The organism is Pseudomonas sp. RL_15y_Pfl2_60, assembly GCF_963970595.1.
Lineage (GTDB): Bacteria > Pseudomonadota > Gammaproteobacteria > Pseudomonadales > Pseudomonadaceae > Aquipseudomonas.
On record NZ_CAXAOE010000005.1, the window covers coordinates 408,480 to 430,541 of the forward strand.

Here is a 22,062-nt window from a genome sequence, read left to right on the forward strand (position 1 = left end):
TGTGGCGCCGGTTTCAGCCACTGTTTGCTGGGCGCCGTTGCTAGGGACGGCGCTGAGTAAATACAAAGAGGCTGAACTGTCGAGGCAATAGCGAGTCAAAATTTGCGTACCCAATGCCGGGGCATCCACAAAGGAGCTTTTCAATGGATCTGATCCGAATTTTGATCGCCATTTTGTTACCGCCGCTTGGTGTTTTCCTGCAAGTTGGTCTGGGGGGCGCTTTCTGGCTCAATATACTGCTGACCTTGTGTGGCTACATTCCAGGTATCATTCACGCCGTCTGGATTATTGCCAAGCGTTGAGTGCTTTGCCTGGCACCGCGCTTGATGTGCGGTGCTGGAGAGTCATCCGACACCCTGCGAAGACTGGCTTCTCGCAGGGTGTTTTCATGTCTGGAGCATGTTTTTCAAGCTGGCCAACGGTCTGGCAAAGCTTTCGGATTGTGCGGTTTTAATCCTTAATTGAGTGTCGCTTTCAGGCCCATGGCGCCTTCGGCGAAGAGCCGGGCGTCCATCAGTTTGGGGTTGCGTACAAGGGGGGCGAATGCCATGCGCTGCACAATATCGCGCTGCAGGTCTACGCCGGGGGCTATTTCTATCAGCTCCAGGCCCTGCGCCGTGAGTTGGAACACGCAGCGCTCAGTGACGTACAGCACGGGTTGGCCACGCTCGGTTGCGTGTTGTCCGGAAAAGGTGCGGTGCTCGACCTGTTCGACAAACTTGCACATATCGCCGTCCTGATTGATTTTCAGTTGGCCATCGACAATCCGGATATCCTGCTTGCCCGCACAAAAGGTGCCGACAAAGACCACTCGCTTGGCGTTTTGACTGATATTGATAAAACCGCCAGCGCCCGCCAGGCGACTGCCAAACCTGGATACGTTGAGATTGCCTTCAACATCGGCTTGAGCAAGCCCGAGAACAGCCAGGTCAAGCCCGCCGCCGTCGTAGAAGTCGAATTGATAAGGTTGGTCGAGCAGTGCGCTGTGGTTGCTCGCGGCGCCAAAATCCAGGCCAGAAGCGGGTACGCCACCAATCACCCCGGGTTCAGCTGTGAGCGTGAGCATCTCAATAATGCCTTCCTCGGCTGCAACGGCCGCAACGCCTTCGGGCATGCCAATACCGAGGTTGACCACAGCGCCGGATGACAGCTCCATGGCGGCGCGCCTGGCAATCAGCTTGCGTACCTCAAGCGGCATGGGAGCGAGGCTGTCGAAGGGAACGCGGGTTTCGGCGGAAAAGGCCGGGTTATAAGCCGTGGCAAAGGTCTGTTGATGGTTTTCTGGTTGAGCGACCACGATGCAGTCCACCAGAATCCCAGGGATCTTCACATCACGCGGGTTGAGCGTGGCGCATTCAACGATGCGTTCGACCTGTGCAATGACCAGGCCGCCGCTGTTGTGCGCAGCCATGGCGATGGCCAGGCTTTCAATGGTCAGGGCTTCACGCTCAAAACTGAGGTTGCCGTCAGTGTCGGCGCTGGTTGCGCGGACTATTGCGACATCAATTGGAAAGGTCGGATAAAACAGATAGTCCTGGCCATCAATTGGCATCTTGCGCACCAGTTCAGCCTGGGTGCGCTGGTTGAGTTTACCGCCGCCAAAATCCGGGTCGACAAAGGTGCCCAGGCCAACTTTGGACAGCTGCCCGGGTTTGCCTGCTGCGATGTCACGAAACAATTGCGAGATCACCCCTTGCGGCAGGTTGTAGGCCTCGATGCGGTTTTCCACCGCCAGCTTCTGCAAGCCCGGCACCAAGCCCCAATGCCCGCCGATAACCCGGCGCACAAGTCCCTCGTGGGCAAGATGGTTGAGGCCGCGTTGCTTGCCGTCACCTTGACCTGCGGCGTACACCAATGTCAGGTCGCGCGGGCTCTGCTCCTGTTGGAAACGCTGCTCCAGGGCGATGGCGATTTCTTCGGCAAATCCGATGCCGACGAATCCGCCTGTGGCGATATTGCTGTTATCGGTTATGCGCGCCACTGCTGCGGCCGCGCTCATGACTTTACTCATGGTCAATACTCGAAAACTAAAGAAGTCGAAGGCTGGCGTGAAACACCCATGCCGAGGTCGGTAGCCCCGGCATGGTTATGGTTTAAAAGCTGCCGAACAGGGTGCCGAGGGTAATCACCACCACCAAGGCAAGCATTGGAAAGGCCACGGTATTGACGAAGATGAACTTGTACGACTCGCGGTGAGTGAGCTTACAGATCGCCAGCAAGGAGATGACCGCGCCGTTATGCGGCAAGGTGTCCATGCAGCCTGATGCCATTGCCGCGACGCGGTGTAAGAGTTCCGGGCTGATGCCTGCCGAGGTGGCCAGCGTCATGTACTGTTCGCCGAGGGTTTTAAGGGCGATGGACATACCGCCAGATGCCGAGCCAGTGATACCCGCCAGGATATTCACGGCAACCGCCTCAGATATCAGCGGGTTATCAGATACACCGAGGACCAGGTCGCGGATCACCACAAAACCGGCGAGGGAGGCGATAACCGTGCCGTAACCGACTTCGGCTGCGGTATTCAATATCGGCAACATGGAACCAAATGAGCCGTCGTTGACGGTCTTCTTCAGGTCCATCCAGCGCTTCCAGTGCAGCACAATCAGCAGCAGAACAGCGACGGCCAAGGCCACGATAATCGCCCAGATGCCAATCAGGGATTTAGCGTCAGACAAACCACCAAACTCAGGCTTGGCCAAGTAACTGGCATCGATATTCGGCAAGATTTGCTTGGCCATCAGGAAGTTCAGGCCAATAACCAGCAGTATGGGCAGCAGTGCCAGCCAGAAGCTCGGTGTGTAGGCGTGCGTCTCCAGAACCGGATCATCCTGGTGTTCGCCGTAGCCTTCACCGGCTGCTTTGAGTTTGCGCGCTTGAGCGGTCAGCCACCAGGTGCCTAAACCAAACATAATGGCGCCCGCAATAATCCCCAGGCCCGGCGCAGCAAAGGCGTCGGTGCCGAAGAACGGATTGGGAATCGCATTCTGAATTGCCGGAGTGCCCGGCAGTGCGGTCATGGTGAAAGTAAATGAACCCAGGGCAATTGCGCCCGGGATCAAGCGCTTGGGAATACCCGCCTCGCGAAACAGTGCGGCGCCAATTGGATACACGGCGAATGCCACCACGAACAATGAGACGCCGCCGTAAGTGAGAATGCCGCAGGCCAGCACAATGGCCAGAATGGCACGCTCGCTGCCGACTTTAGCGACGATGCCGTGGGCAATGGCGCGAGCAGACCCCGAGTCGTCCATTAACTTGCCGAATAATGCCCCGAGCAAGAATAACGGGAAGAACTGGATCACATAGCCGCCCATGGCCTTCATGAATACTTGGGTGTAGGTGGGCAGCAGCATGCTGGCTTCGCCGGAAAACAGCAGCGCCAGCAGGGCAAGCAATGGGGCGAGGATCAGCACGTTGATGCCGCGATACGCGAGGTACATCAACAGTGCGAGCGAAATCAGAATACCAAGGGTACCCATAGGTCATTCCTTTTTGTTGTTGTTTTAGGCGCCGCTCTGTTTGGCGGGCCGGCCAAAGCTGTGCGTCACAAACAGGCATACGCACATCCCAGGTTCACTAGAGCGAAAGCTGTGCCAAGTGGTTCAAGACTTTAGTTGTATTTAGGTGCAGGCCCCCAAGAGCCGGCCTTTCCAGCATTAAAGAGCAGCAGTAATTAGCGTTAAAACCTGGAGTTGTGCTGGCTAAATGTGTCCATTTAATTAGGCATGTCTTAGATGTTGGAGTGAATAGCGAGTGATGTGTCTAGTTTTTTAGACATTAAACGGCTCGCTGTTTGGCGCAGTCAGCGCTCGGCCAAACCATGCTGCTGCAATTTGTTGTACAGGCTGGCGCGCGATATTCCCAAATGAATTGCCGCTTGCCTGCGGTTACCGGAGCAGGCGTCAAGGGCCACCTGCAGCGCTTGGCGTTCCGCATGTGCCAGGCTGTGAGCCAATGGTGTCGGCTGGTGCGCGTTCGATGGCAGTGTCGATCGGATTGGTACATCGGCAGGCGCAGAGGCGCTCGGGGTGAATGAACCGAGTAGTGGTTGAATCAATTGCGCATCGAGCAAGGTGCCTTCGGCCGCTAATTGCACCCGTTCCAGCAAGTTGCGTAGCTCGCGTACATTACCCGGCCACAACTGCCTGCTCAGCAGTTGCAGGGCGCCTTCGGTCAGTTCCATGGGGGGCTGCCCCGAGCGATTGGCGATGTCATCGAGCAGGTGCTCGACCAGCGCAGGAATATCTTCTCGGCGCTCTCGCAGCGCAGGCACTTTCAGGCTCAGTACATTGAGGCGGTAATACAGGTCGTCACGGAACTGTCCGTTGGCAACCTTGGCTTCCAGGTCGATATGGGTGGCGGCGATAACCCGTACGCTCAAGGGCTTTACCTGATTAGAGCCCAGTGGCTCGACTTCCTGCTCTTGCAGTACCCGCAGTAATTTGGCCTGCAATGGCATGGGCAGGTCGCCAATTTCATCGAGGAACAAGGTGCCGCCATCGGCCAGTTCGAACTTGCCAATCCGGGCTTTGCGATCTGCGCCTGTGTAAGCGCCAGGAGCCGTGCCGAATAACTCCGCTTCGACCAAGGTTTCCGGAATCGCCGCGACATTGACCGCAACAAAGGCACCGTTGGCGCGTGGCGAGAGATTGTGGATGCCTTGGGCGAGCAGTTCTTTGCCAGTGCCGGTTTCGCCACGAAGCAGCACAGTTGCATCCAGCTGAGCAGCGCGCCGGGCTTGGCGTTTGACTTCGCTGGCCGCGTGGCTGGCACCAATAAAGCCGGCGATGGTGTAGCGTGCTCGCCGGGCCTTGGCCAGTTCATGCTGAGTGGCAAGCAACTGATTCTGCAGAACGTTGTACTTGGCCATTAATGGTTTTAGATGGCGGGCGCGGTCAAACAGGACAAACCCCAAGGCGCCAACCAAGGTGCCGTCTTCATCGCAGAGCGGAATCCGGGTCACCACAAAGTGCTCATCGCCGAATGCCATCAGGTCAAGCATGCTCGGTTGACCACTTTCGACGACTTCCCGCAGCCTGCTGGCGGGTAGAACCTCTTCGATTTCTTTGCCCAATACAGAACGGACATCGCTGATGCCAACCTTCTGCGCGTACTTGTCGTTTATCCATACAATTCGCGCTTGGCGATTGACTGCGATGGTGCCTTCGCACTGTGCATTCAGGTGGTCGAACAGCAGCGGCATGGCCACGGCGCGAAAGCGCTCGGGTGAGACGCCGACGATCAAGCCATCATGGTCGAGGTCTTCGCGGGAAATAGTCATCGCCAGCAGCATCCTGATAAGACAATCTGGCGATTATGGCCAGCGCCGGACCCTGTTGTCCAAAGCCGGCGCATCATGCCTTTTGATAATGGCGCTTTGTGCAGGCATTTGAGATAGTTAGTAGGCTATGCGCTCGCCGCTAGCGAGCCACTCGCGACTCAAAAGGTCAAACGAGGGGGTTCAACGCATAAATGCGTGCATTTGGTGCCAACCCGGTACACCCAGGCGACTCATCCGCTCGCCGCTGGATCTGCCGATCATCGTTTTGAATACTGTGATCGAGCCTTGAACCCTATTAAATAAAAAAACGATATCGATCCACATCAAGGATGCCCGATGAAATTTCCCCGTTGCTTTACGTTGCTTGCAACTGCCGCTGCTTTGTCTATTGCGATGACTGCCCAGGCGCGCGAATACTCAGTTTCAACCGTTCTCTCAGATGCCTTCCCATGGGGCCAAGCTGCGCAGAAATGGGCGGACCTGGTCAAGGAACGCTCTGAAGGGCGCATCACCCTGCGGGTGTATCCGAACGCTCAATTGGTTGCTGGCGACCAGACCAAAGAGTTTTCGGCAATGCGCTCGGGGCTGATTGATATGGCGGTTGGCTCGACCATCAACTGGTCGCCACAGGTGCCGGAACTCAACCTGTTCTCCGTACCCTTTTTGATGAAGGACAACGCAGACCTCGACGCCATTACTCAGGGCGAGGCGGGCAAGATGGCGTTCAGTGCGATCGAGAAGCGCGGCATCATGCCGTTGGCCTGGGGGGAAAACGGCTTTCGTGAACTGTCCAACTCGGTCAAGCCGCTACGCGCACCGGCTGACCTTGCAGGCTTGAAAATCCGGGTGGTGGGCTCTCCGTTGTTCCAGGATACCTTCTCTGCGCTGGGTGCCAACCCGACGCAAATGAGCTGGTCCGATGCCAAGCCTGCATTGACCACTGGCGCGGTCGATGGCCAGGAAAACCCAATCTCGGTGTTCGATGTGGCGCGGGTCGATCAGGTCGGTCAAAAGTACCTGACGCTGTGGCACTACATGGCGGACCCTCTGATCTTTGCGGTCAACCAGCGTGTCTGGAAAGGCTTGCCGGAAGCTGACCGTGAACTGCTGCGTCAAGCTGCACTGGACGCGGGTAAGTGGGAAATCGAGTTGTCCCGTGGTCAGCAAGCACAACGTTTGGCCGATATCCGCTCGCGTGGCGTGGAAGTGGTTGAGCTCAGTGATGCTGAACGCAGCGCCTTCGTTGAGGCGACGCAAAGCGTTAAGCAAAACTGGACGCCGAAAATCGGTCCTGAGTTGATGAAGGCTGCCGAAGACGCCATCGCCAAGCCCTGATCCTATGTGACCCGCAGGCCTTCAAACTTGCGGGTATGTTTGAGGTTTTTATGAATAAACAACCGGACGCACGCATAGAGCGTGCGCTGGCGACGTTGGCGCTGGTGATCATCAGCCTGATCAGCCTGGCTAACGTGGTGGTGCGTTATTTCACCAACGCATCTTTTGCATTCACTGAAGAGTTTTCAGTGTTCCTGCTGGTGATACTGACCTTTGCCGGTGCCTCTGCGGCGCTACGGCGTAATCGGCACATTCGCATCGGTATGCTCGAACGCATGTTCCCGCGTCTGCGTACACCGCTGATCTTTGTGCAGTGGCTGGCAGCGATAACGGTGCTGGGTTTGATTGTCTGGTATGGCGGTCAATTCGCGCTTGAGGAATATCAATGGGATTCTGAATCACCGGGCTTGGGCTTGCCCAACTGGTGGTATGTGGTGTGGTTGCCGGTGTTGGCGCTGTTTATGGCATTTCGACTGACCCAGATGAGCCTTGATCGGCTGCGCGGGAGACTCAGCGATGAGCCCTGATATGGTGTTGATTGTCAGCTTCATCGGTTTATTGGTGCTCGGTGTTCCCGTTGCGTTTGCCTTGGGGCTTTCCGGTGCTATCGGCATTGTTGCTGGTCTTTCGCCAGATATGTTGGCGACATTGGGCACCAACACCTATAACGGTGTCGCCAAATACCCGCTGATTGCGATTCCGTTGTTTATCCTCACCGGTTTGGTGTTTGAAAAGGCCGGTGTGGCCCTGCGCCTGGTGCGCTTTGCCCAGGCGCTCATCGGGCCACGTCATGGCGGCCTGGCGCTGGTTGCGATCCTGGTCTGCCTGATCATGGGCGGCATGAGCGGCTCCGGTCCGGCCGATGCCGCGGCCGTGGCCATGGTGATGTTGCCGAGCATGACCAAGGCCGGATACCCAAAACCCTTTTCTGCAACGCTGATTGCGGCCTCTGCCTCGACTGCGATTCTGATACCGCCTTCGATTGCTCTTATTCTGTATTCGATCGTGGTGCCGGGTGTTGATCTGCGTGCGTTGTTTGCTGCCGGTCTCTTTCCGGGAATCATCGCGGGCCTGGTGTTGCTGCTGCCTGCGTGGTTGTTGTCGCGCCATTACGGTTGGGAGTCACCCGACAGCGCCGAGCGGCCACCGATTTTGGCAAGTTTCAAACAAGCGCTGCCCGCCTTGTTTGCCCCGGTCATCATTCTCGGCGGCCTGCGCAGCGGCCTGTTCACTCCGACTGAAGCGGCTGTGGTGGGCGTTGCCTATGGTGTGGCGATTGGCTTGTTTATCACCCGTGATCTCGACTGGCGCAGCCTGTGGAAACTATGCGGTGAAGCGGCGCTGATCTCAGGCGTGGTGATGCTGATTATTGCTCTGGCCGGGATCTTCGCCTGGGCGGGCACCATGCTCGGTACATTCCGCCATTTGGCTGAATGGCTGATCTCGCTATCGGACAACAGCACGGTGTTGTTGATATTGGTGATGGTTGCAGTATTGCTCGCGGGGATGTTGCTCGATGCGATATCTATTTACCTGATCCTGATGCCAATCCTGATTCCGGTCATGCAGCATTTTGGTTGGAACCCGGTGTGGTTCGGCATTCTGTTGGCGATGAATATCGCTATTGGGCAGTTCACTCCACCTGTTGCGATCAACCTGATGGTGACGGCTGAGGTTGCCAAGATACGCCTTGAGCAAACGGTCGGTTGGGCGCTGTTATTCGTGTTGGTGATGGGCAGCGCGCTGGTGTTGGTCGCTGTGTTCCCGGAAATTGCACTATGGTTACCGCGTGTGCTCGGCTATGCGGTTTAAATTGCAATGATCGACTGCCGCGCCTCTGCCTTCGCAAGCGCGGCGTCAGGTGCAACGGCAACCGCTGGGGCGAGCAGAGGAACTGCATAAGTTAGTTGTTCGCGCCGAGGTGATTTTCTGTGCTGATCGCTCTGTGGCCTGTGTGGTTATGTTTATAGGCCTATCAAAGCTTCAATTTGGATAGTGGCAATTGATAATTATGACGCTATCGTAGTGCTATAAATTGATAAAGTCGCCCAGCCGGTCAGGATAAAAGGATGTCACTGTTGCGCCCCCAGCACCGCATTAATGACGAGCTGATTGCTTCGGGAATCGAAGACGCCAGCAAGCGTATGATGATGCGCATTATTTTGATCGCGACCGGCATTACGCTCAGTGGTTTTGCGCTGCTGCAGTTTCTTTCCGGCAATCATCTGTTCGCCCTGTTCGAGATATGCGCCTCGGTGCTGCTGGTGCTGGGCGGCTGGCGGATTGTGTATACCCGACACTTGACCCCTTGGGTGTATCTCTACGTCCTGCCGACCTCATGTTTTCTGGTCTACATCATTGTCATGCCTGAAGCGTCTGCGACCGCATTCGTGTGGATTTATATGATTCCATTGCTCAGCTATCTCCTGCTGGGGCGGGCTCGTGGGTTCCTGGTTGCTGTGCCGTTCATGCTGGTGTCGACGCTGTTGTACTTCCAGCAGCACCGCTACACCCTTGATGCCAGTGGCATGATCGATTTAGGCAACGCAATACTCTGTGGCCTGCTGACTATCGCTTTTGTACACATTTATGAAACCCTGCGTGCGCAAGCCTATCGTCAGCTTGAACGGTTGGCGCAGACCGATGCCTTGACTGGCGTCGACAGTCGCGGCTGCTTCCAGCAGGCGCTGGAGCGTAGTATTCACGAGGCTGAGCGCAGCAATCTGGCCCTTGTCTTGGTCATTTTGGATGTCGATCACTTCAAGCAGGTTAACGACGAATGGGGGCATGTAGCGGGTGACTTGGCATTGCAGCACCTGTGTTCATCCATTTTAGAGCGCTTGCGAGTCACCGACAGCATGGGGCGGTTGGGCGGCGAAGAGTTTGGTTTGCTGCTGCGCAATACCGACCTCAAAGGTGCCAAGCCCTTGGTCGAGGACTTGCGCAATCAACTGGCCAGTTCGCCCCTGCAATACGGTAAGCAACAGATTCCACTGTCGGCGACCTTTGGCGTGGCTGAATGGCCAAGCGATGGACGCAGTGTGGATGAACTCTATCGCTGCGCAGACCGGCGCCTGTATTACGGCAAGCAACAGGGTCGTAACCAGTTGGTGACGGCCGACCAAGTTGGGGTGCAGGCAGATCTGGTCGGCGGTGCCAACGCCTAAGCGTTCATGGGTGTGGATCAGCTGGTCGCAGGCTATTGAGCTGTTTGCCCGGCCACTGTTGGTTGGCTAAACACCAGTGCCTTCAAGCCACTGTCAGGGTCTATGTCGGCGAACTCTGGCGGATTGTCCAAGCGTTTCTCGAAGCGCAGGCTTGGAGCATCGCTGGCCATGCCATCAATCAGGAACTGCGGACCCACATCAGGATCGTTGACACAGGCCAGCACCAGGCCATTCTCGGTCAGCAGCGTTGGCAGGCGGCGGATGATCCGCTGGTAATCCTTGCTCAAGGCAAAGCTGCCTTTCTGGAATGACGGCGGGTCGATAATGATCAAGTCATAGGGGCCAAGTTTGCTGACCTTGCCCCAGGACTTGAACAACTCGTGACCGAGAAAGCTTACCCGGCTCATGTCGTGCTGGTTCAAGCGGTGGTTATCACGACCACGACTCAAGGCCGCACGCGCCATGTCCAGGTTGACCACATGCTCGGCCCCACCAGCAATCGCGGCCAGGGAAAAACCGCAGGTGTAGGCAAATAGGTTCAACACGCGCTTGCCTTTTGCATGCTCGCGCACCCATTTGCGGCCGAAGCGCATGTCGAGAAACAAGCCGTTGTTTTGTTTTTTGCCTAGATCGAGCAGGTAGTTCAGGCCGTCTTCACTGATCACGCGCTCATCAACCATTTCCCCATGCAGTACTTCCATGCTGCTGTCTGGCAGGTAGCGGTGCTGCAGGAGCAAAGTCTGCGCTTGGCTGGCTTGCCAGGCCGCTGATTGAGTCAGTTGCTGCAGCTCCTGCTTGAGCGCCGCGAGCTCATCTGCCCCAGGCTCACGGAACAGCGACACCAATAACACGCCTTGCAGCCAGTCAGCCGTGACGTGCTCAAGCCCCGCCCACAAGCGACCACGGCCATGAAACAGACGCCGTGTTTCAGCAGGTGCTGTTTTCAGGGCTTCGATCAGTTGGGTGTTGAGCGTGTTCAATGCTGCTGGGTTCATAAGTCACGACGTTTTGGAGAGTGCAGGGCATTTTAAAGGCAAGTGCATGATCGGGTTGGAAAATTTCGAGCGCCACAGTCGTGTCCTGTCGCGATGGGCTGCTGAAGAGCGTTAAAGCTGTCGGCAAATGACAATTGGCTGGCAGCAAAAGACAATTAGTCAGGAAGGGGGAGTGCGAATATTCAGGTCAAATAACAAGTAAATCCCTAAAAGGGGAAATCCTATTATGCGCAATCATCTAATTGTACTGTCGCTTGTGAGTGTATTCCTGGGCAGCGCCTGGGCTATAAAAGCAGATGTTCAGGCTAAAAAACCTGTTAACTACAGCGTCAGCATCGCCCAAGTATTCAGCAGTCACTGATTCTGCGTTCTCCTCAGGCAGCACAGGCGATACAGCGTGAGCTGTGATGTCCGCTTGTCGCCATGGCGCAATCGCGCTGCAGATACGACCTGCATTGTCATCATCCCCACTTCAACTTTGCTGTCTCACGGCCATATCCGGCATCGAGATGCTTACGCGTGCTGACTCACTTCTAATTCTTCGTCCCACACAGGCATGCACACGCGGCGATAAACCATCGCGTGCAGCCTGTATCCGTGCGCGAGCGATAAGCCCTATGCGTTCGGACGAATCATGATCTTGATTTGATCCTGTGGCGTGGCCAGTTGCTCGAAAGCATCAGCGATTTGCGAGAGAGGCAAATCGTCAGTAATCATCGCGCTGGCGTCGAGTTCACCTTCGGCCAAGTGGTGCAGGGTTTGGGCAAACTCTTCGCCTGAATAGAAGCTGGCAAAGCCCAGGTTCAACTCCTTCATCACCGGAAACACCGGTTCAATCTGGTCTGCCTGCATGCACAGCCCTACAACCATGATGCGCGCGCCGTAGACCGCCCCAGCCATGACCTGTTGGATCATGCCAGGCACGCCTACACATTCAAAAATTACCGATGGGCGACGCCCCGCACCGCCGAGCATTGGCGATATAGCACCGAACAGCTCGGCATCATCGGTCTTGGCTGCTTGTTCCCAGGCTGCGTACGGCGACTGCTGGCGCGGGTCAACCACCACATCGGCGCCGAGTTTTTTCGCCTGGGCTAGGCGTCCAGCCGAAAAGTCAGCCGCAACGATCGGCTGAATACCACGCATTTTCAGCACGGCGATGATAGCCAGGCCGATGGGACCGCAACCGACCACAAGTGGTACATCACGCTGAGTCACTTTGGCTTGGTTGACTGCATGCAGCGCCACCGCCATGGGTTCGGTAAGCGCCGCTATTTCACTGCTCAGCCCATTGGGGACCGCAAGAGCCATGCGGCTGTCGATGATCATGCGCTGTGCGAAACCACCGGGAATATCGGTGGGCGCCGATCCGATAAAAGTCATGCCTTCTTCGCGCGCCAAAAACGGCAAGGCCACAACGCGGTCGCCGGTTTTAAAGCGTGAATCGCCTTTGAGCGGTTCAAGAACCTCTGCACAAAATTCATGACCCAGGGAAATCGGTTGGCTGGGATCAACAATGGCTTTGCCTAATGCGCGCAGGCTGGAGTCGCTCATTTCTTTGGCGCTATGCACACAGTGCAGGTCGCTGCCGCAAACGCCGCAAACCAATGAACTGACAACTAATTCGTGTGGCCTTGGGATTGGTTCAGCAATGTCTTCAATGGTGAGCTTTTTGTCTATAACTACTGCGGCTTTCATGGCAGTTCCTTATTGACCCATGGTGCCAAGGGCACCACAGGATGCTGGTTATTGTTTTGAGCGCCGGTTGGCTTCGCACCCGCGGTTAAACCTGTAAAGCCGTGCCTAAGCGGCGGCTAGATAGCATTTCTGCAATGAGATTGAGGTGCGATTACTTTGGATATTGGGCTGAAGTAGAAACCTGTAATTGTCATTAGACCGTTGTTTTTTAGCATTTGGCGTCAGGGGTGGCGCTGTTTTGGATTGGCGCTATATGTCAAGTATTCGTCGTGAAATGCCCAGCGCAAACTCTTTGCCAAGCGTGAATATGTAGCTTGATTACAGATTCGCCTCCTTAAATCCTCTGGGGGCATATGAGGAGTCGCAAATGCGTTTACAAAATAAGATCGCTCTAGTGACCGGCGCTGCCTCAGGCATGGGCTTGGCTTTTACCCGCCGTCTTGCAGCTGAAGGCGCCAAGGTTTATTTCACTGATATCAATACCGAGGCCGGGAAGCGCGCTGAAGTGGAGTTGCGTGAGCAGGGCCTGGATGTGGTTTTCAGCACCCACAACGTCACCAGCGAAGAAGACTGGTCGCGCGTGCTGGATGTGATTCGTGGCAATGAGCAGCGTCTCGATGTGCTGGTCAACAACGCGGGTATGGTTATCCCTGGCAGCATCGAGGATTGCACCCTGAGCGATTTTGATCGCACCATGGATGTGAACCTGCGCAGTGTGTTTATTGGTTGCAAGCAGTCGTTGCCATTGATGAAAGCCAGCGGTGGCTCAATTATCAATATGTCATCGATTACGGCGATCTGTGGCGAGCCTGCTGCGCTTTCCTACAGCACCTCGAAAGCAGGTGTTCGCTTTCTGTCCAAGTCTGTTGCCTTGCATTGCGCGGCCAAGGGTTACCCGATCCGGGTCAACAGCTTGCATCCAGGCTATATTGAAACGCCGTTGGTGGCAGGTGCCACCCAGGTCATTGGCGAAGAGGCCGGGCAGGAGTTTCAAGCGCGCTTAATGCAGGAAATCCCTTTTAAGCGTCTCGGTAAGCCTGATGAAGTAGCCGGTGCGGTGGTGTTTCTAGCCAGCGATGATTCTATCTATGTTACGGGTACCGAGATGGTTGTCGACGGCGGCTACGCTTGCCACTAAGTACAGACGTGTCATAACTCAGTCTGGCGCAACTGCTTACGTCGCTCTTTGGGCGACGTAGCATGCCAGCGCCTGCAGGCACGATTAAACGAACTCTGCTCTGCATATCCCAACAGGCCCGCCACTTGCGCCATGGGCATCTGTGCTTCTATCAGGTAGCGGTCCGCCAACTCCTTGCGCGTTTGATCAACCAACTCTTCGAATAAAATCTCGCGTTCTGACAGCCTGCGTTGCAGGGAGCGCTCGCGCATGCCCAGTCGTTCGGCAATCAACGGCAGGCTGCAGCGCTGGGTTGGTAGTAAACGCAATATCAGTTGTTCGACCTGGTTGCAGATATCCAGTGGATTGGCATCGCTGATGGTGCTGACATATTCAACCAGTGTGTCACGCAGCTCTTGGTTGTGTTGATCAATAACTTTACCCAAGTGCTCATGCCGAAGAACCAGCGCATTACAGGACTGGCCAAAGTAGACGTGCGTGCTAAAAAACCGCTGGTAACGCGTTTGCGGCAAGTTTGTAGTCGTGCGCATCATGATTGAGTCGGCTTTGAAATTACTGCCAAACAGCATTTGCAGGGTCTTGTGGGCCACGCCCAGGGACAGCTCGGTTATTTGTCGTAGACGATTCAGGCCTGGCAGATGAACGTCTAAAAGTAGCTGCGGGCGCGTTGGGTCGGTCTTGGTGTCGAGTTCAAGCAATATGCCTGGGGTGTAGATATGCAGGAACTTCGCGATTTCTTGCAGGGCATCGCCCACGGTTGAAGAGTTTTGGGCAATAACCGCCAATGGCCCAAGAATCATCATGCTTTGTCTTTCTGCTAGCTGCAGGCCGAAGTCCGGGCAGTTCAATTGTTCTGCCGAGTATTCCAGCAAGTTAATCATTGAGCGATACGAAATGACGGCCGAAATGCTCTCGAGCAAGTGCGGTTCGATATTGAAACGCTTGAGCATTACATCGGGGTCGCCACCAAGCTCGCGAACGAGATCAGGGAAGCCTGTAAGCGATGTAATTCGTATGAGTGCTGTCATGAGTTCCGAGTGGCACGTTGCTGTCTGTCAATGCAGGTGACTATGGGCGCTATGGCTGCTTGGCGCCACTGCGTGGCGTGAATTTTCCATGCAACCTGCTGATATGGCAAATCAGGGGTTGTTGCGGATTTCTCTCTGGCCTTGCAGTCGAAACGCGACTCTTTGGTTCTCAAAAGGCCCGGTCCAGACGAGGCGACAGCTGTTTGTCGGGTATTGGATGTTTCGACTTGATCATGACAGCTAAAGACAAAAATGTGTCATGTGGCGACAAATTTGTTCGACGGGTGGTTAAGCATAATGTTGGCAACAACAAAAATGCTCATCCCAGGCGCGCAGAACGTGCCGAGGGCAAGAGCGCACCCGGAGGTCGCCAATGCATAACAATAAATTGAATTTCTGTGCCTTGCTAAAACCGCTGTCCATCGCGGTCGCCTGTGTAAGCGCTGGTTCTGCAAATGCCATTTCTTTCCAGACTGAAAACGGTTGGGAAGGGCAATGGAACACCACGCTTACTATTGGTTCGCAGTGGCGGGCCGAAGATCAAGACAGCGCGCTGTATAACGGATTCAACGGTGCCTCTGTCGGTAAGTCCGGCGGCACAAGTGGTCCTGTCGATGCTGGCAACCTCAACTACGACAAGGGTGACCGTTTCTCAACCATTGGCAAGTTCGTGACCGATTTGTCGATGCGCAATGGCGACCTGGGTGGCTTCATTCGTGTCAAAGGCTGGTACGACTACACCCTCGACCATGAAGATGTAAATTACGGCAATATCTCCAACGGCTATCAAAAGAAGCCACTAGACGATGACGGCTACAGCGACCTGCAAAAGTACAAGGGCCTGTATCTGCTCGACTCCTATGTCTATAACACCTTTTATTTTGATGACACTCCGGTTCAGGCACGCCTGGGTCGTCAGGTCGTTAACTGGGGTGAGAGCCTTTATATCCAAGGCATCAACCAGATTAACCCGCTCGACGTTCCAGCCCTTCGCCGTCCAGGTACCGAGCTTAAAGAAGCGCTGATCCCCGTTTGGATGGGCTACCTCAATATCGGTTTGCCAGCAGGCATTTCGATGGAAGCCTTTTACCAGCTCAAGTATGAAAGCACCGAGGTTGAAGGTTGCGGCCATTACTGGTCGGTGACCGAAAGCAATATCGGCCAGTCATTTGGCGATTGCGATGTAGGTACTTTGCTGGGCGGCGCTGGTACGTCTGCAGACCGCATCAATAGTGGCCGTTATGTTCCTCAGTACAAGGGCGACAAGCCAAGCGATAGCGGTCAGTGGGGCTTGTCCTTCCGTATTCCAGTCGATGCGCTGGATGGCGAGCTCGGCCTGTACTACATGAACTACCACTCGCGCACGCCATACCTGAGCATTCGTAACGGCAACCCAGGTTCGCCGAAGCAGTTCGATGGCGCGCAATCAGTTGTGGTTGGCGCAACGGGCCAGACACCTGGACCAGCATGGGAATACCCAGAAGATATCCGCTTGTTTGGCGCCAGTTTCACCACCGCAATTGGCGGCTGGTCGATTGGCAGTGAGCTGAGCTACTCGCCAAACCAACCGGTACAGCTAAACGGTGCTGACCTATTGAACGGTGCGATAGGTGGCATTGGTCCTGTGGCTGAATTGCAGCAAGCGGTATTGCTGGAAGGCGCGTCCATGGTTGAAGGCTGGGATCGTTATGAAAAGACCCAGTTCCAAATCAACGGCGTAAACCTCTATCCAAACGTGCTGGGCGCACAAAACCTGACCGTGGTGGGTGAGGTTGGATTCCAGTGGAACAACGTGCCGCAAGGTGAGGGTGATCGTCGCTATGGCCGTGGCTTTATCTACGGACTGGGCTCGGATCCATCTATTCCGGCTGGTGGCAGCACCTGTTCAAACCCGGTTGCAGGTCTGGTTAACAGCAGCCCACAAGGCTGTAAAAACGATGGTTATGTAACCGACTTCGCCTGGGGTTATCGCCTGCGCGGGCAGTTGGATTACAACAACGTATTTGGCACCAGCATTACGGCTTCACCGTTTGTCTTCCTCGGTCAGGATGTGGACGGCGTGTCGATGGATGGCCAGTTCAACGAGGGTCGACTCACCACATCGATCGGCCTGAGTTTGGATTACAACAAGCAGCAAAAAATCGACTTGAGCTATGTCAGCTTTGATAACAGCGCTCAATACGATCCGCTGCACGACCGTGATTTCTATGCGGCTAGCTACAGCTATAGCTTCTAACAAATAGAACAACCAGAGGTTCTGTAAATGATAAATAAAATAAATTCTGCTCGAATGGGTGGACTCACTGTTGCTGTACTGCTCGCGCTGAGCGGTACCGCGCAGGCTAAAATTACTGCCGATGAAGCCGCGCGCCTGGGCGCTGACCTGACTCCGCTGGGTGGCGAGATGGCGGGTAACGCCGACGGTTCCATTCCTGCTTACACCGGCGGTATGGCTCAGCCACCTGCGGGTTGGAGTGCGACTAATGGCTATGTTGACCCCTTCGCTGACGAGAAGCCGTTGTTTACCATTACTGCGGCTAACCTGGCCCAGTACAAAGACAAAGTAACCCCGGGCATGCAGGCGTTGCTGGCCAAGTACCCAAGTTTCAAAATGCCGGTGTACACCACTCACCGTACCGCCATGGTCCCGGCTGATGTAGCGGCCAAGGTCAAGCAAGAAGCGGTTAATGCTGAGCTTAATGGCTTCGGCCTGGTCAACCTCAATGGTTCGACGACGCCGTTCCCGATCCCGAAGAATGGTCTAGAGGCTATCTGGAACCATACCGTGCGTTATCTGGGTGGTGGTCTTGAGCGTAGCTACAGTTCGTTCCCGGTGCGTGGCAGCGGTGATTACTACAACCTGCGCATCAAAGAGAATCGCGTATTTGATGCCAACATGGACAAGCAATCGGACAACCGCTTGCTTAACTACACCGCGCGCTTCCTCTCGCCTGCGACCTTGGCCGGTACTGTGCAGTTGGTGCATGAGCCTATCGATCAGGTAAAAGAAGTACGTAATGCGTGGATCTACAACACTGGCCAGCGCCGTGTTCGTCGCGCTCCTGATCTTGCCTACGACAACGTCAACGACGGTACAGAAGGCCTGCGGGTAACTGACGACTTTGACGGCTACAACGGTGCGCCTGACCGGTTTGACTGGAAACTGGTCGGCAAGAAAGAAATGTACATCCCGTACAACGATTACAAACTTGGTTCCAAGGACGTCAAATACAAGGACATCCTTACACCAAACACGCCGAACCCGGATTACATGCGCTACGAGCTGCACCGCGTATGGGTGGTCGAAGGCACGCTGCGTAAAGATGCCAAGCACGTCTACGGCAAGCGGACCATGTACCTCGACGAGGACTCCTGGACCGTAGTGGCTTCGGATGCATATGACACCCGCGGCACTCTGTGGCGCATTGGTGTGCACCCGATGATCCAATTCTACGATGCCCAAGTGCCTTGGTATCGCGCCAACATCTGGCATGACCTGAGCAACGGTGGTTACTACTTGGCCGGCCTGGCCAACGAAGAGTCCACGCCATGGAAATTCGGGATCAAGGGTCGTTACGTTGACTTCCAGCCGGACGCACTGCGCCGCTTGGGTAAGTAACACCTTCGACGTCTTTCCAGCACAGCACAGGCTTCCTTCATGGAAGCCTGTGCGTTAGCTATACAGGTTTACCTTTATGTTGTTTTTACGCCACTTGTCATGTCTGGCGGGGCTCTGTCTGGCCTTGGCCAGCGGCCTGAGCTGGGCTGAGAAAGCTCCGCTTGATTATCCGATTCACCCTAATCGCGTGTTGCTGCTCAACATCGTCGATAGTGGCAAGCAGCTCGTAGCCGTGGGTGAGCGCGGTGTGGTCATGTTGTCTGCTGACGCCGCCAAGACCTGGAAAAGCATTCGTACGCCGAGCAACAGAACCCTGACCGGGGTTGCCTTTGACAGCCCTGAAGTCGGCGTGGCTGTTGGTCACGGCGGGGTGGTCTTGCGCACCGAGGATGGTGGTCAATCCTGGAAACCGGTTGAGGCCGACACCAATGGCGATGCGCTGTTAGGCGTCATTTCCATGGGACAGGGGCGCATGGTCACTTGGGGTTCGTTCGGGCTTTATCTGGTCTCTGATGATGCAGGTGCCAGCTGGCAGCGAATCAGTATTATCGACCCCGACTTCGATCGCCATATTTCACAAGTCATTGCGCTGAAGGATGGTCGCTGGCTACTGGTCGGTGAAAGCGCAACTCTCGCGGTATCTGCTGATCGCGGCATGACCTGGCAGCGCCTGGAGAGTCCTTACCAAGGCAGTTACTTCGGTGCATTGCAAACCGCATCGGGTGACCTCTTGCTGTTCGGTATGCGCGGCAACGTCTGGCGCTCAACAGATATGGGAGCCACCTGGGCCAAGACTGACACGGCCACCACCATAGCCTTCAATGGCGGGTTGCAGCTTAAGTCCGGGCGCATTGTGCTGTTAGGCAACAGTGGTTTGCTTATGGCCAGTGATGACCAGGGCCAACAGTTCCAGCGTCTTGCTGCAACCCAGGCAAATTTGGCCAAGGCCTTGCAATTAAACGAGGGTCGGGTTGTGGCGGTTGGCGACCGTGGCGTGATGACCATCAATGCCGGGCGCCAGGAGTAACTACGTGAAAAAGCATGAAGAGACTGTAAAAAGCGCCGACCAACTTGACCGCAAGGATTTTTCCCGCGGCATCGTTGGCAAGCTTTCCTATTGGATTTTCCATCAGCGCAAGCCGTTGTTGGCGTTATTCATTTTGATCACCCTTGGCCTTGGCTACAGCGCCACTCAATTGAAGATTGAGGCGGGCTTTTTCAAGATGATCCCGCTGCACCACGAATACATGAAGACCTTCCTTGAGTATCAAAAGGACTTCGGTGGCGCGAATAAAGTGTTGGTGGCGGTGAAGAACAAAAAGGGCGAAGTCTTCACGCCTGAGGCAATGAGCATCCTGCGCAAAGTCTCGGATGAAGTGTTCTTTATCAACGGTGTTGAGCGTAGCTCGGTCACCTCGCTGTTCACCTCCAACGTCCGTTATACCGAGGTTGTCGAGGACGGTTTTACAGGCGGAAACCTGGTTGAGTCCGATTATGCGGGACGGCCCGAGCAAATCGCCCAGGTACGTGAGCGCACACTGAAGTCAGACTGGGTCGGGCGGATTGTCTCCAATGACTTATCTTCGGCGATGGTTGTGGCCAACCTGCAGGAAAACGATCCGGAAACAGGCGAGCGTCTTGATCTGCAAACGGTCGCCAAGAAACTCGAAGCCATTCGCCAAGAAAACCAGACCGATGATGTCAGTATTCATATCATCGGTTTTGCCAAGTCGATTGGCGACATCGCCGAAGGCGCCTCGGGCGTCATGGTGTTTTTCATCGTTGCATTCCTGATCACGGCGGTACTGCTGTTTTGGTACTCCGGCTCAATGATGCTGACCAGTTGGGCGTTGATTTGCGCGGTGGTCCCGGTGGTTTGGCTGCTGGGCTTGTTGCCGCTGGTTGGACTCACGCTTGATCCGATGTCGATCCTGGTGCCGTTCCTGATCTTCTCGATCGGGGTCTCCCATGCGGTGCAGATGACCAACGCCTGGAAACTTGAAACGCTGCATGGTGCCGACGGTGTCACCGCATCGCGCAATTGCTTCCAGAAACTGTTCATCCCGGGCGCGGTGGCCTTGCTGGCGAACGCCCTGGGTTTTGTGGTGATTGCGGTCGTCGATATCGAAATGGTTCGCGAGCTGGCAATCACCGCCACCCTCGGCGTTTCGGTGATGATCATCACCAATAAAATGCTGCTGCCGATTTTGCTTTCGTTCATGCGCTTGTCGTCTGATGACGCCCAGCGCCTGCGCGGTAAAGAAACCATGGGCGCAGGCTTGTGGGAAAAGCTAGGGGTATTGGCGACGCGCCGTGGTGCAACCGTTGCATTATTGATTGCTGCCTGCTTGCTGGCTTTCGGCCTGAATGAAGCGCGCAAGCTGCATGTGGGAGACCTGGGCGCTGGCGTGCCTGAGTTGCGTCCTGATTCGCGGTATAACCAGGACGTAGCCATGATTACCAGTGAGTTCGCCATTGGTGTTGACCTGTTGCAGATCATCGTCAAGGCGCAGGGCGATGAAACACCCTGCGTTAAGCGTGAAGTTCTCGACCCGATTAGCGAGTTCGAGCTCTACTTGCGTCAAGACGATGGTGTGTCTTCGGTGCGCAGCCTGTCGGGTTTCGTCAACAACGTAACCCAGGCTTATGCCGAGACTGACTTGAAGTGGCGCGTGCTGCCTGAGTCGACGCCGCAAATCGCCCAGGGTGTTGGCTTTGCAACTCGGGTTGGCACCGAGTACATGAACTCGGCGTGTAACGCGATTCCGGTGTCTATCTACACCAAGGATCACCAAGCCGACACCATCAGTAAATTGATGGACAAGGTTAAAGCCTTCAAGGCCGCATACGACAGCGACGAAATCGAGTTTCAGCTGGCTTCTGGGAACGTCGGCGTGATGGCAGCGACCAACGAAGTGGTGCATGCCGGTGACAAACTGGTGAATATCGCGCTGTTCGCCTCAGTCAGCATTCTTTGCCTGATCATGTTCCGCTCACTGCGCATTACCCTGTGCGTGATCATTCCTCTTGCATTGGTAACCGTGCTCTGTAACGCGCTGATGGCCTTCCTTGGGATTGGCGTCAAGGTCAATACCTTGCCGGTGGTTGCCTTGGGTGTTGGTGTGGGCGTGGACTACGGCATCTACTTGTTTGAGCGAATCAAACACGAAATGCATGAGCGCAATCTGGACCTGCGCGAGGCCTTTGTTGAGTCGCTCAAGCAACGTGGTACCGCTTCGGTATTTACCGCTGTGACCATGACCTTGTCGATTGCTACCTGGGCGTTTTCAACCCTGAAGTTCCAGGCGGACATGGGCATCCTGCTGGCGTTTATGTTCCTGGTAAATATGTTCGGGGCGATCTTGCTTCTGCCTGCTCTGGCGGCTTGGTTAATCAAGCCGACTGCTCACCAAAAACACTGACCTGTTTATTGAGCAAGGCGGTAGCTTAACTGGCTACCGCTTTTTTTTGCCTGTTGTTTGGTGGTGCAAGAATGTGGGCTGTCGAACAAGGCTACGGCGCTTTAGCCTGCTGTATTGATCGACCATCTGGATTGCCGGCCTTGAAACAGCGTTGGCCCGCATCATCTATGGCAACAATGAACAGATCCACATACCTATGGCTAGGCTGTGCTGGCGCGCGTAGCAACGTGGTGCAGGGGAGGGGGATCGACCGCATCAGTGGCGATTTATCGAGTGTTCGGGCAGATGGGGCGCAGCGAGGTCAGTTTGGGAGGGGCCATATCATCGCGCTTCCTATGCGCAATGAATTCAATGAGTGAAGCTGCCCGATAGCTCTGCA

General features: G+C 55.4%; 16 protein-coding genes. 10 read left to right on the forward strand and 6 right to left on the reverse strand.

All coding sequences use genetic code 11. The annotated features are described in order from the left end of the window. The first annotated feature begins 143 nt into the window (after positions 1-143). On the forward strand, positions 144-302 hold the full coding sequence (locus AACY26_RS16070) for a YqaE/Pmp3 family membrane protein (RefSeq protein ID WP_339515605.1): 159 nt from the start codon (positions 144-146) through the stop codon (positions 300-302). A gap of 155 nt (positions 303-457) precedes the next feature. On the opposite strand, the gene AACY26_RS16075 is transcribed toward AACY26_RS16070, so the two are convergent. The 3 genes from AACY26_RS16075 to AACY26_RS16085 form a co-directional block, all read right to left on the reverse strand. Next, on the reverse strand, positions 458-2,011 hold the full coding sequence (locus AACY26_RS16075; protein WP_339515606.1) for an acyl CoA:acetate/3-ketoacid CoA transferase: 1,554 nt from the start codon (positions 2,009-2,011) through the stop codon (positions 458-460). A gap of 82 nt (positions 2,012-2,093) precedes the next feature. Further along, the gene (locus tag AACY26_RS16080; RefSeq protein WP_339515607.1) at positions 2,094-3,479 is read right to left on the reverse strand and encodes a GntP family permease; all 1,386 of its coding nucleotides are present in this window, start codon (positions 3,477-3,479) and stop codon (positions 2,094-2,096) included. Positions 3,480-3,802: 323 nt separating this feature from the next. Next, the gene (locus tag AACY26_RS16085; RefSeq protein WP_339515608.1) at positions 3,803-5,281 is read right to left on the reverse strand and encodes a sigma-54 interaction domain-containing protein; all 1,479 of its coding nucleotides are present in this window, start codon (positions 5,279-5,281) and stop codon (positions 3,803-3,805) included. 336 nt (positions 5,282-5,617) lie between these two features. On the opposite strand from AACY26_RS16085, the gene AACY26_RS16090 reads away from it, so the two are divergent. The 4 genes from AACY26_RS16090 to AACY26_RS16105 all read left to right on the forward strand — a co-directional run bounded on the left by AACY26_RS16090 (position 5,618) and on the right by AACY26_RS16105 (position 9,783). Then, positions 5,618-6,616 (forward strand): DctP family TRAP transporter solute-binding subunit, encoded by a 999-nt coding sequence (locus tag AACY26_RS16090; RefSeq protein WP_339515609.1) that lies wholly within the window; start codon positions 5,618-5,620, stop codon positions 6,614-6,616. Positions 6,617-6,666: 50 nt separating this feature from the next. Next, on the forward strand, positions 6,667-7,143 hold the full coding sequence (locus tag AACY26_RS16095) for a TRAP transporter small permease (protein WP_339515610.1): 477 nt from the start codon (positions 6,667-6,669) through the stop codon (positions 7,141-7,143). Further along, positions 7,133-8,428 (forward strand): TRAP transporter large permease, encoded by a 1,296-nt coding sequence (locus tag AACY26_RS16100; protein ID WP_339515611.1) that lies wholly within the window; start codon positions 7,133-7,135, stop codon positions 8,426-8,428. The genes AACY26_RS16095 and AACY26_RS16100 overlap by 11 nt, the downstream gene beginning before the upstream one ends. A gap of 257 nt (positions 8,429-8,685) precedes the next feature. After that, positions 8,686-9,783 carry a GGDEF domain-containing protein gene (locus tag AACY26_RS16105; RefSeq protein ID WP_339515612.1) on the forward strand — a complete coding sequence of 366 codons (1,098 nt, stop codon included), beginning with the start codon at positions 8,686-8,688 and terminating at the stop codon, positions 9,781-9,783. Between the two features lie 32 nt (positions 9,784-9,815). On the opposite strand, the gene AACY26_RS16110 is transcribed toward AACY26_RS16105, so the two are convergent. Next, entirely contained in the window at positions 9,816-10,778 is a 963-nt protein-coding gene (locus tag AACY26_RS16110; protein WP_339515613.1) for a class I SAM-dependent methyltransferase, read from the reverse strand. A 615-nt stretch (positions 10,779-11,393) separates the two neighbouring features. After that, entirely contained in the window at positions 11,394-12,476 is a 1,083-nt protein-coding gene (locus tag AACY26_RS16115) for a zinc-binding dehydrogenase (protein WP_339515614.1), read from the reverse strand. Between the two features lie 367 nt (positions 12,477-12,843). Here AACY26_RS16115 and AACY26_RS16120 point away from each other — a divergent pair, with 367 nt between their 5' ends. Further along, the gene (locus AACY26_RS16120) at positions 12,844-13,614 is read left to right on the forward strand and encodes a glucose 1-dehydrogenase (RefSeq protein ID WP_339515615.1); all 771 of its coding nucleotides are present in this window, start codon (positions 12,844-12,846) and stop codon (positions 13,612-13,614) included. 11 nt (positions 13,615-13,625) lie between these two features. Here AACY26_RS16120 and AACY26_RS16125 read toward each other — a convergent pair whose 3' ends face one another. Beyond that, positions 13,626-14,642, reverse strand: a complete 1,017-nt coding sequence (locus AACY26_RS16125; RefSeq protein ID WP_339515616.1) for an AraC family transcriptional regulator — start codon at positions 14,640-14,642, stop codon at positions 13,626-13,628. 373 nt (positions 14,643-15,015) lie between these two features. Here AACY26_RS16125 and AACY26_RS16130 point away from each other — a divergent pair, with 373 nt between their 5' ends. From AACY26_RS16130 to AACY26_RS16145, 4 genes are all read left to right on the forward strand, one after another. After that, the gene (locus tag AACY26_RS16130) at positions 15,016-16,878 is read left to right on the forward strand and encodes a DUF1302 domain-containing protein (RefSeq protein ID WP_339515617.1); all 1,863 of its coding nucleotides are present in this window, start codon (positions 15,016-15,018) and stop codon (positions 16,876-16,878) included. A gap of 27 nt (positions 16,879-16,905) precedes the next feature. Then, the gene (locus AACY26_RS16135; RefSeq protein ID WP_339515618.1) at positions 16,906-18,261 is read left to right on the forward strand and encodes a DUF1329 domain-containing protein; all 1,356 of its coding nucleotides are present in this window, start codon (positions 16,906-16,908) and stop codon (positions 18,259-18,261) included. Positions 18,262-18,337: 76 nt separating this feature from the next. Beyond that, entirely contained in the window at positions 18,338-19,288 is a 951-nt protein-coding gene (locus AACY26_RS16140; RefSeq protein WP_339515619.1) for a WD40/YVTN/BNR-like repeat-containing protein, read from the forward strand. A gap of 4 nt (positions 19,289-19,292) precedes the next feature. Then, positions 19,293-21,683, forward strand: a complete 2,391-nt coding sequence (locus AACY26_RS16145; protein ID WP_339515620.1) for an efflux RND transporter permease subunit — start codon at positions 19,293-19,295, stop codon at positions 21,681-21,683. Positions 21,684-22,062: the final 379 nt, after the last annotated feature.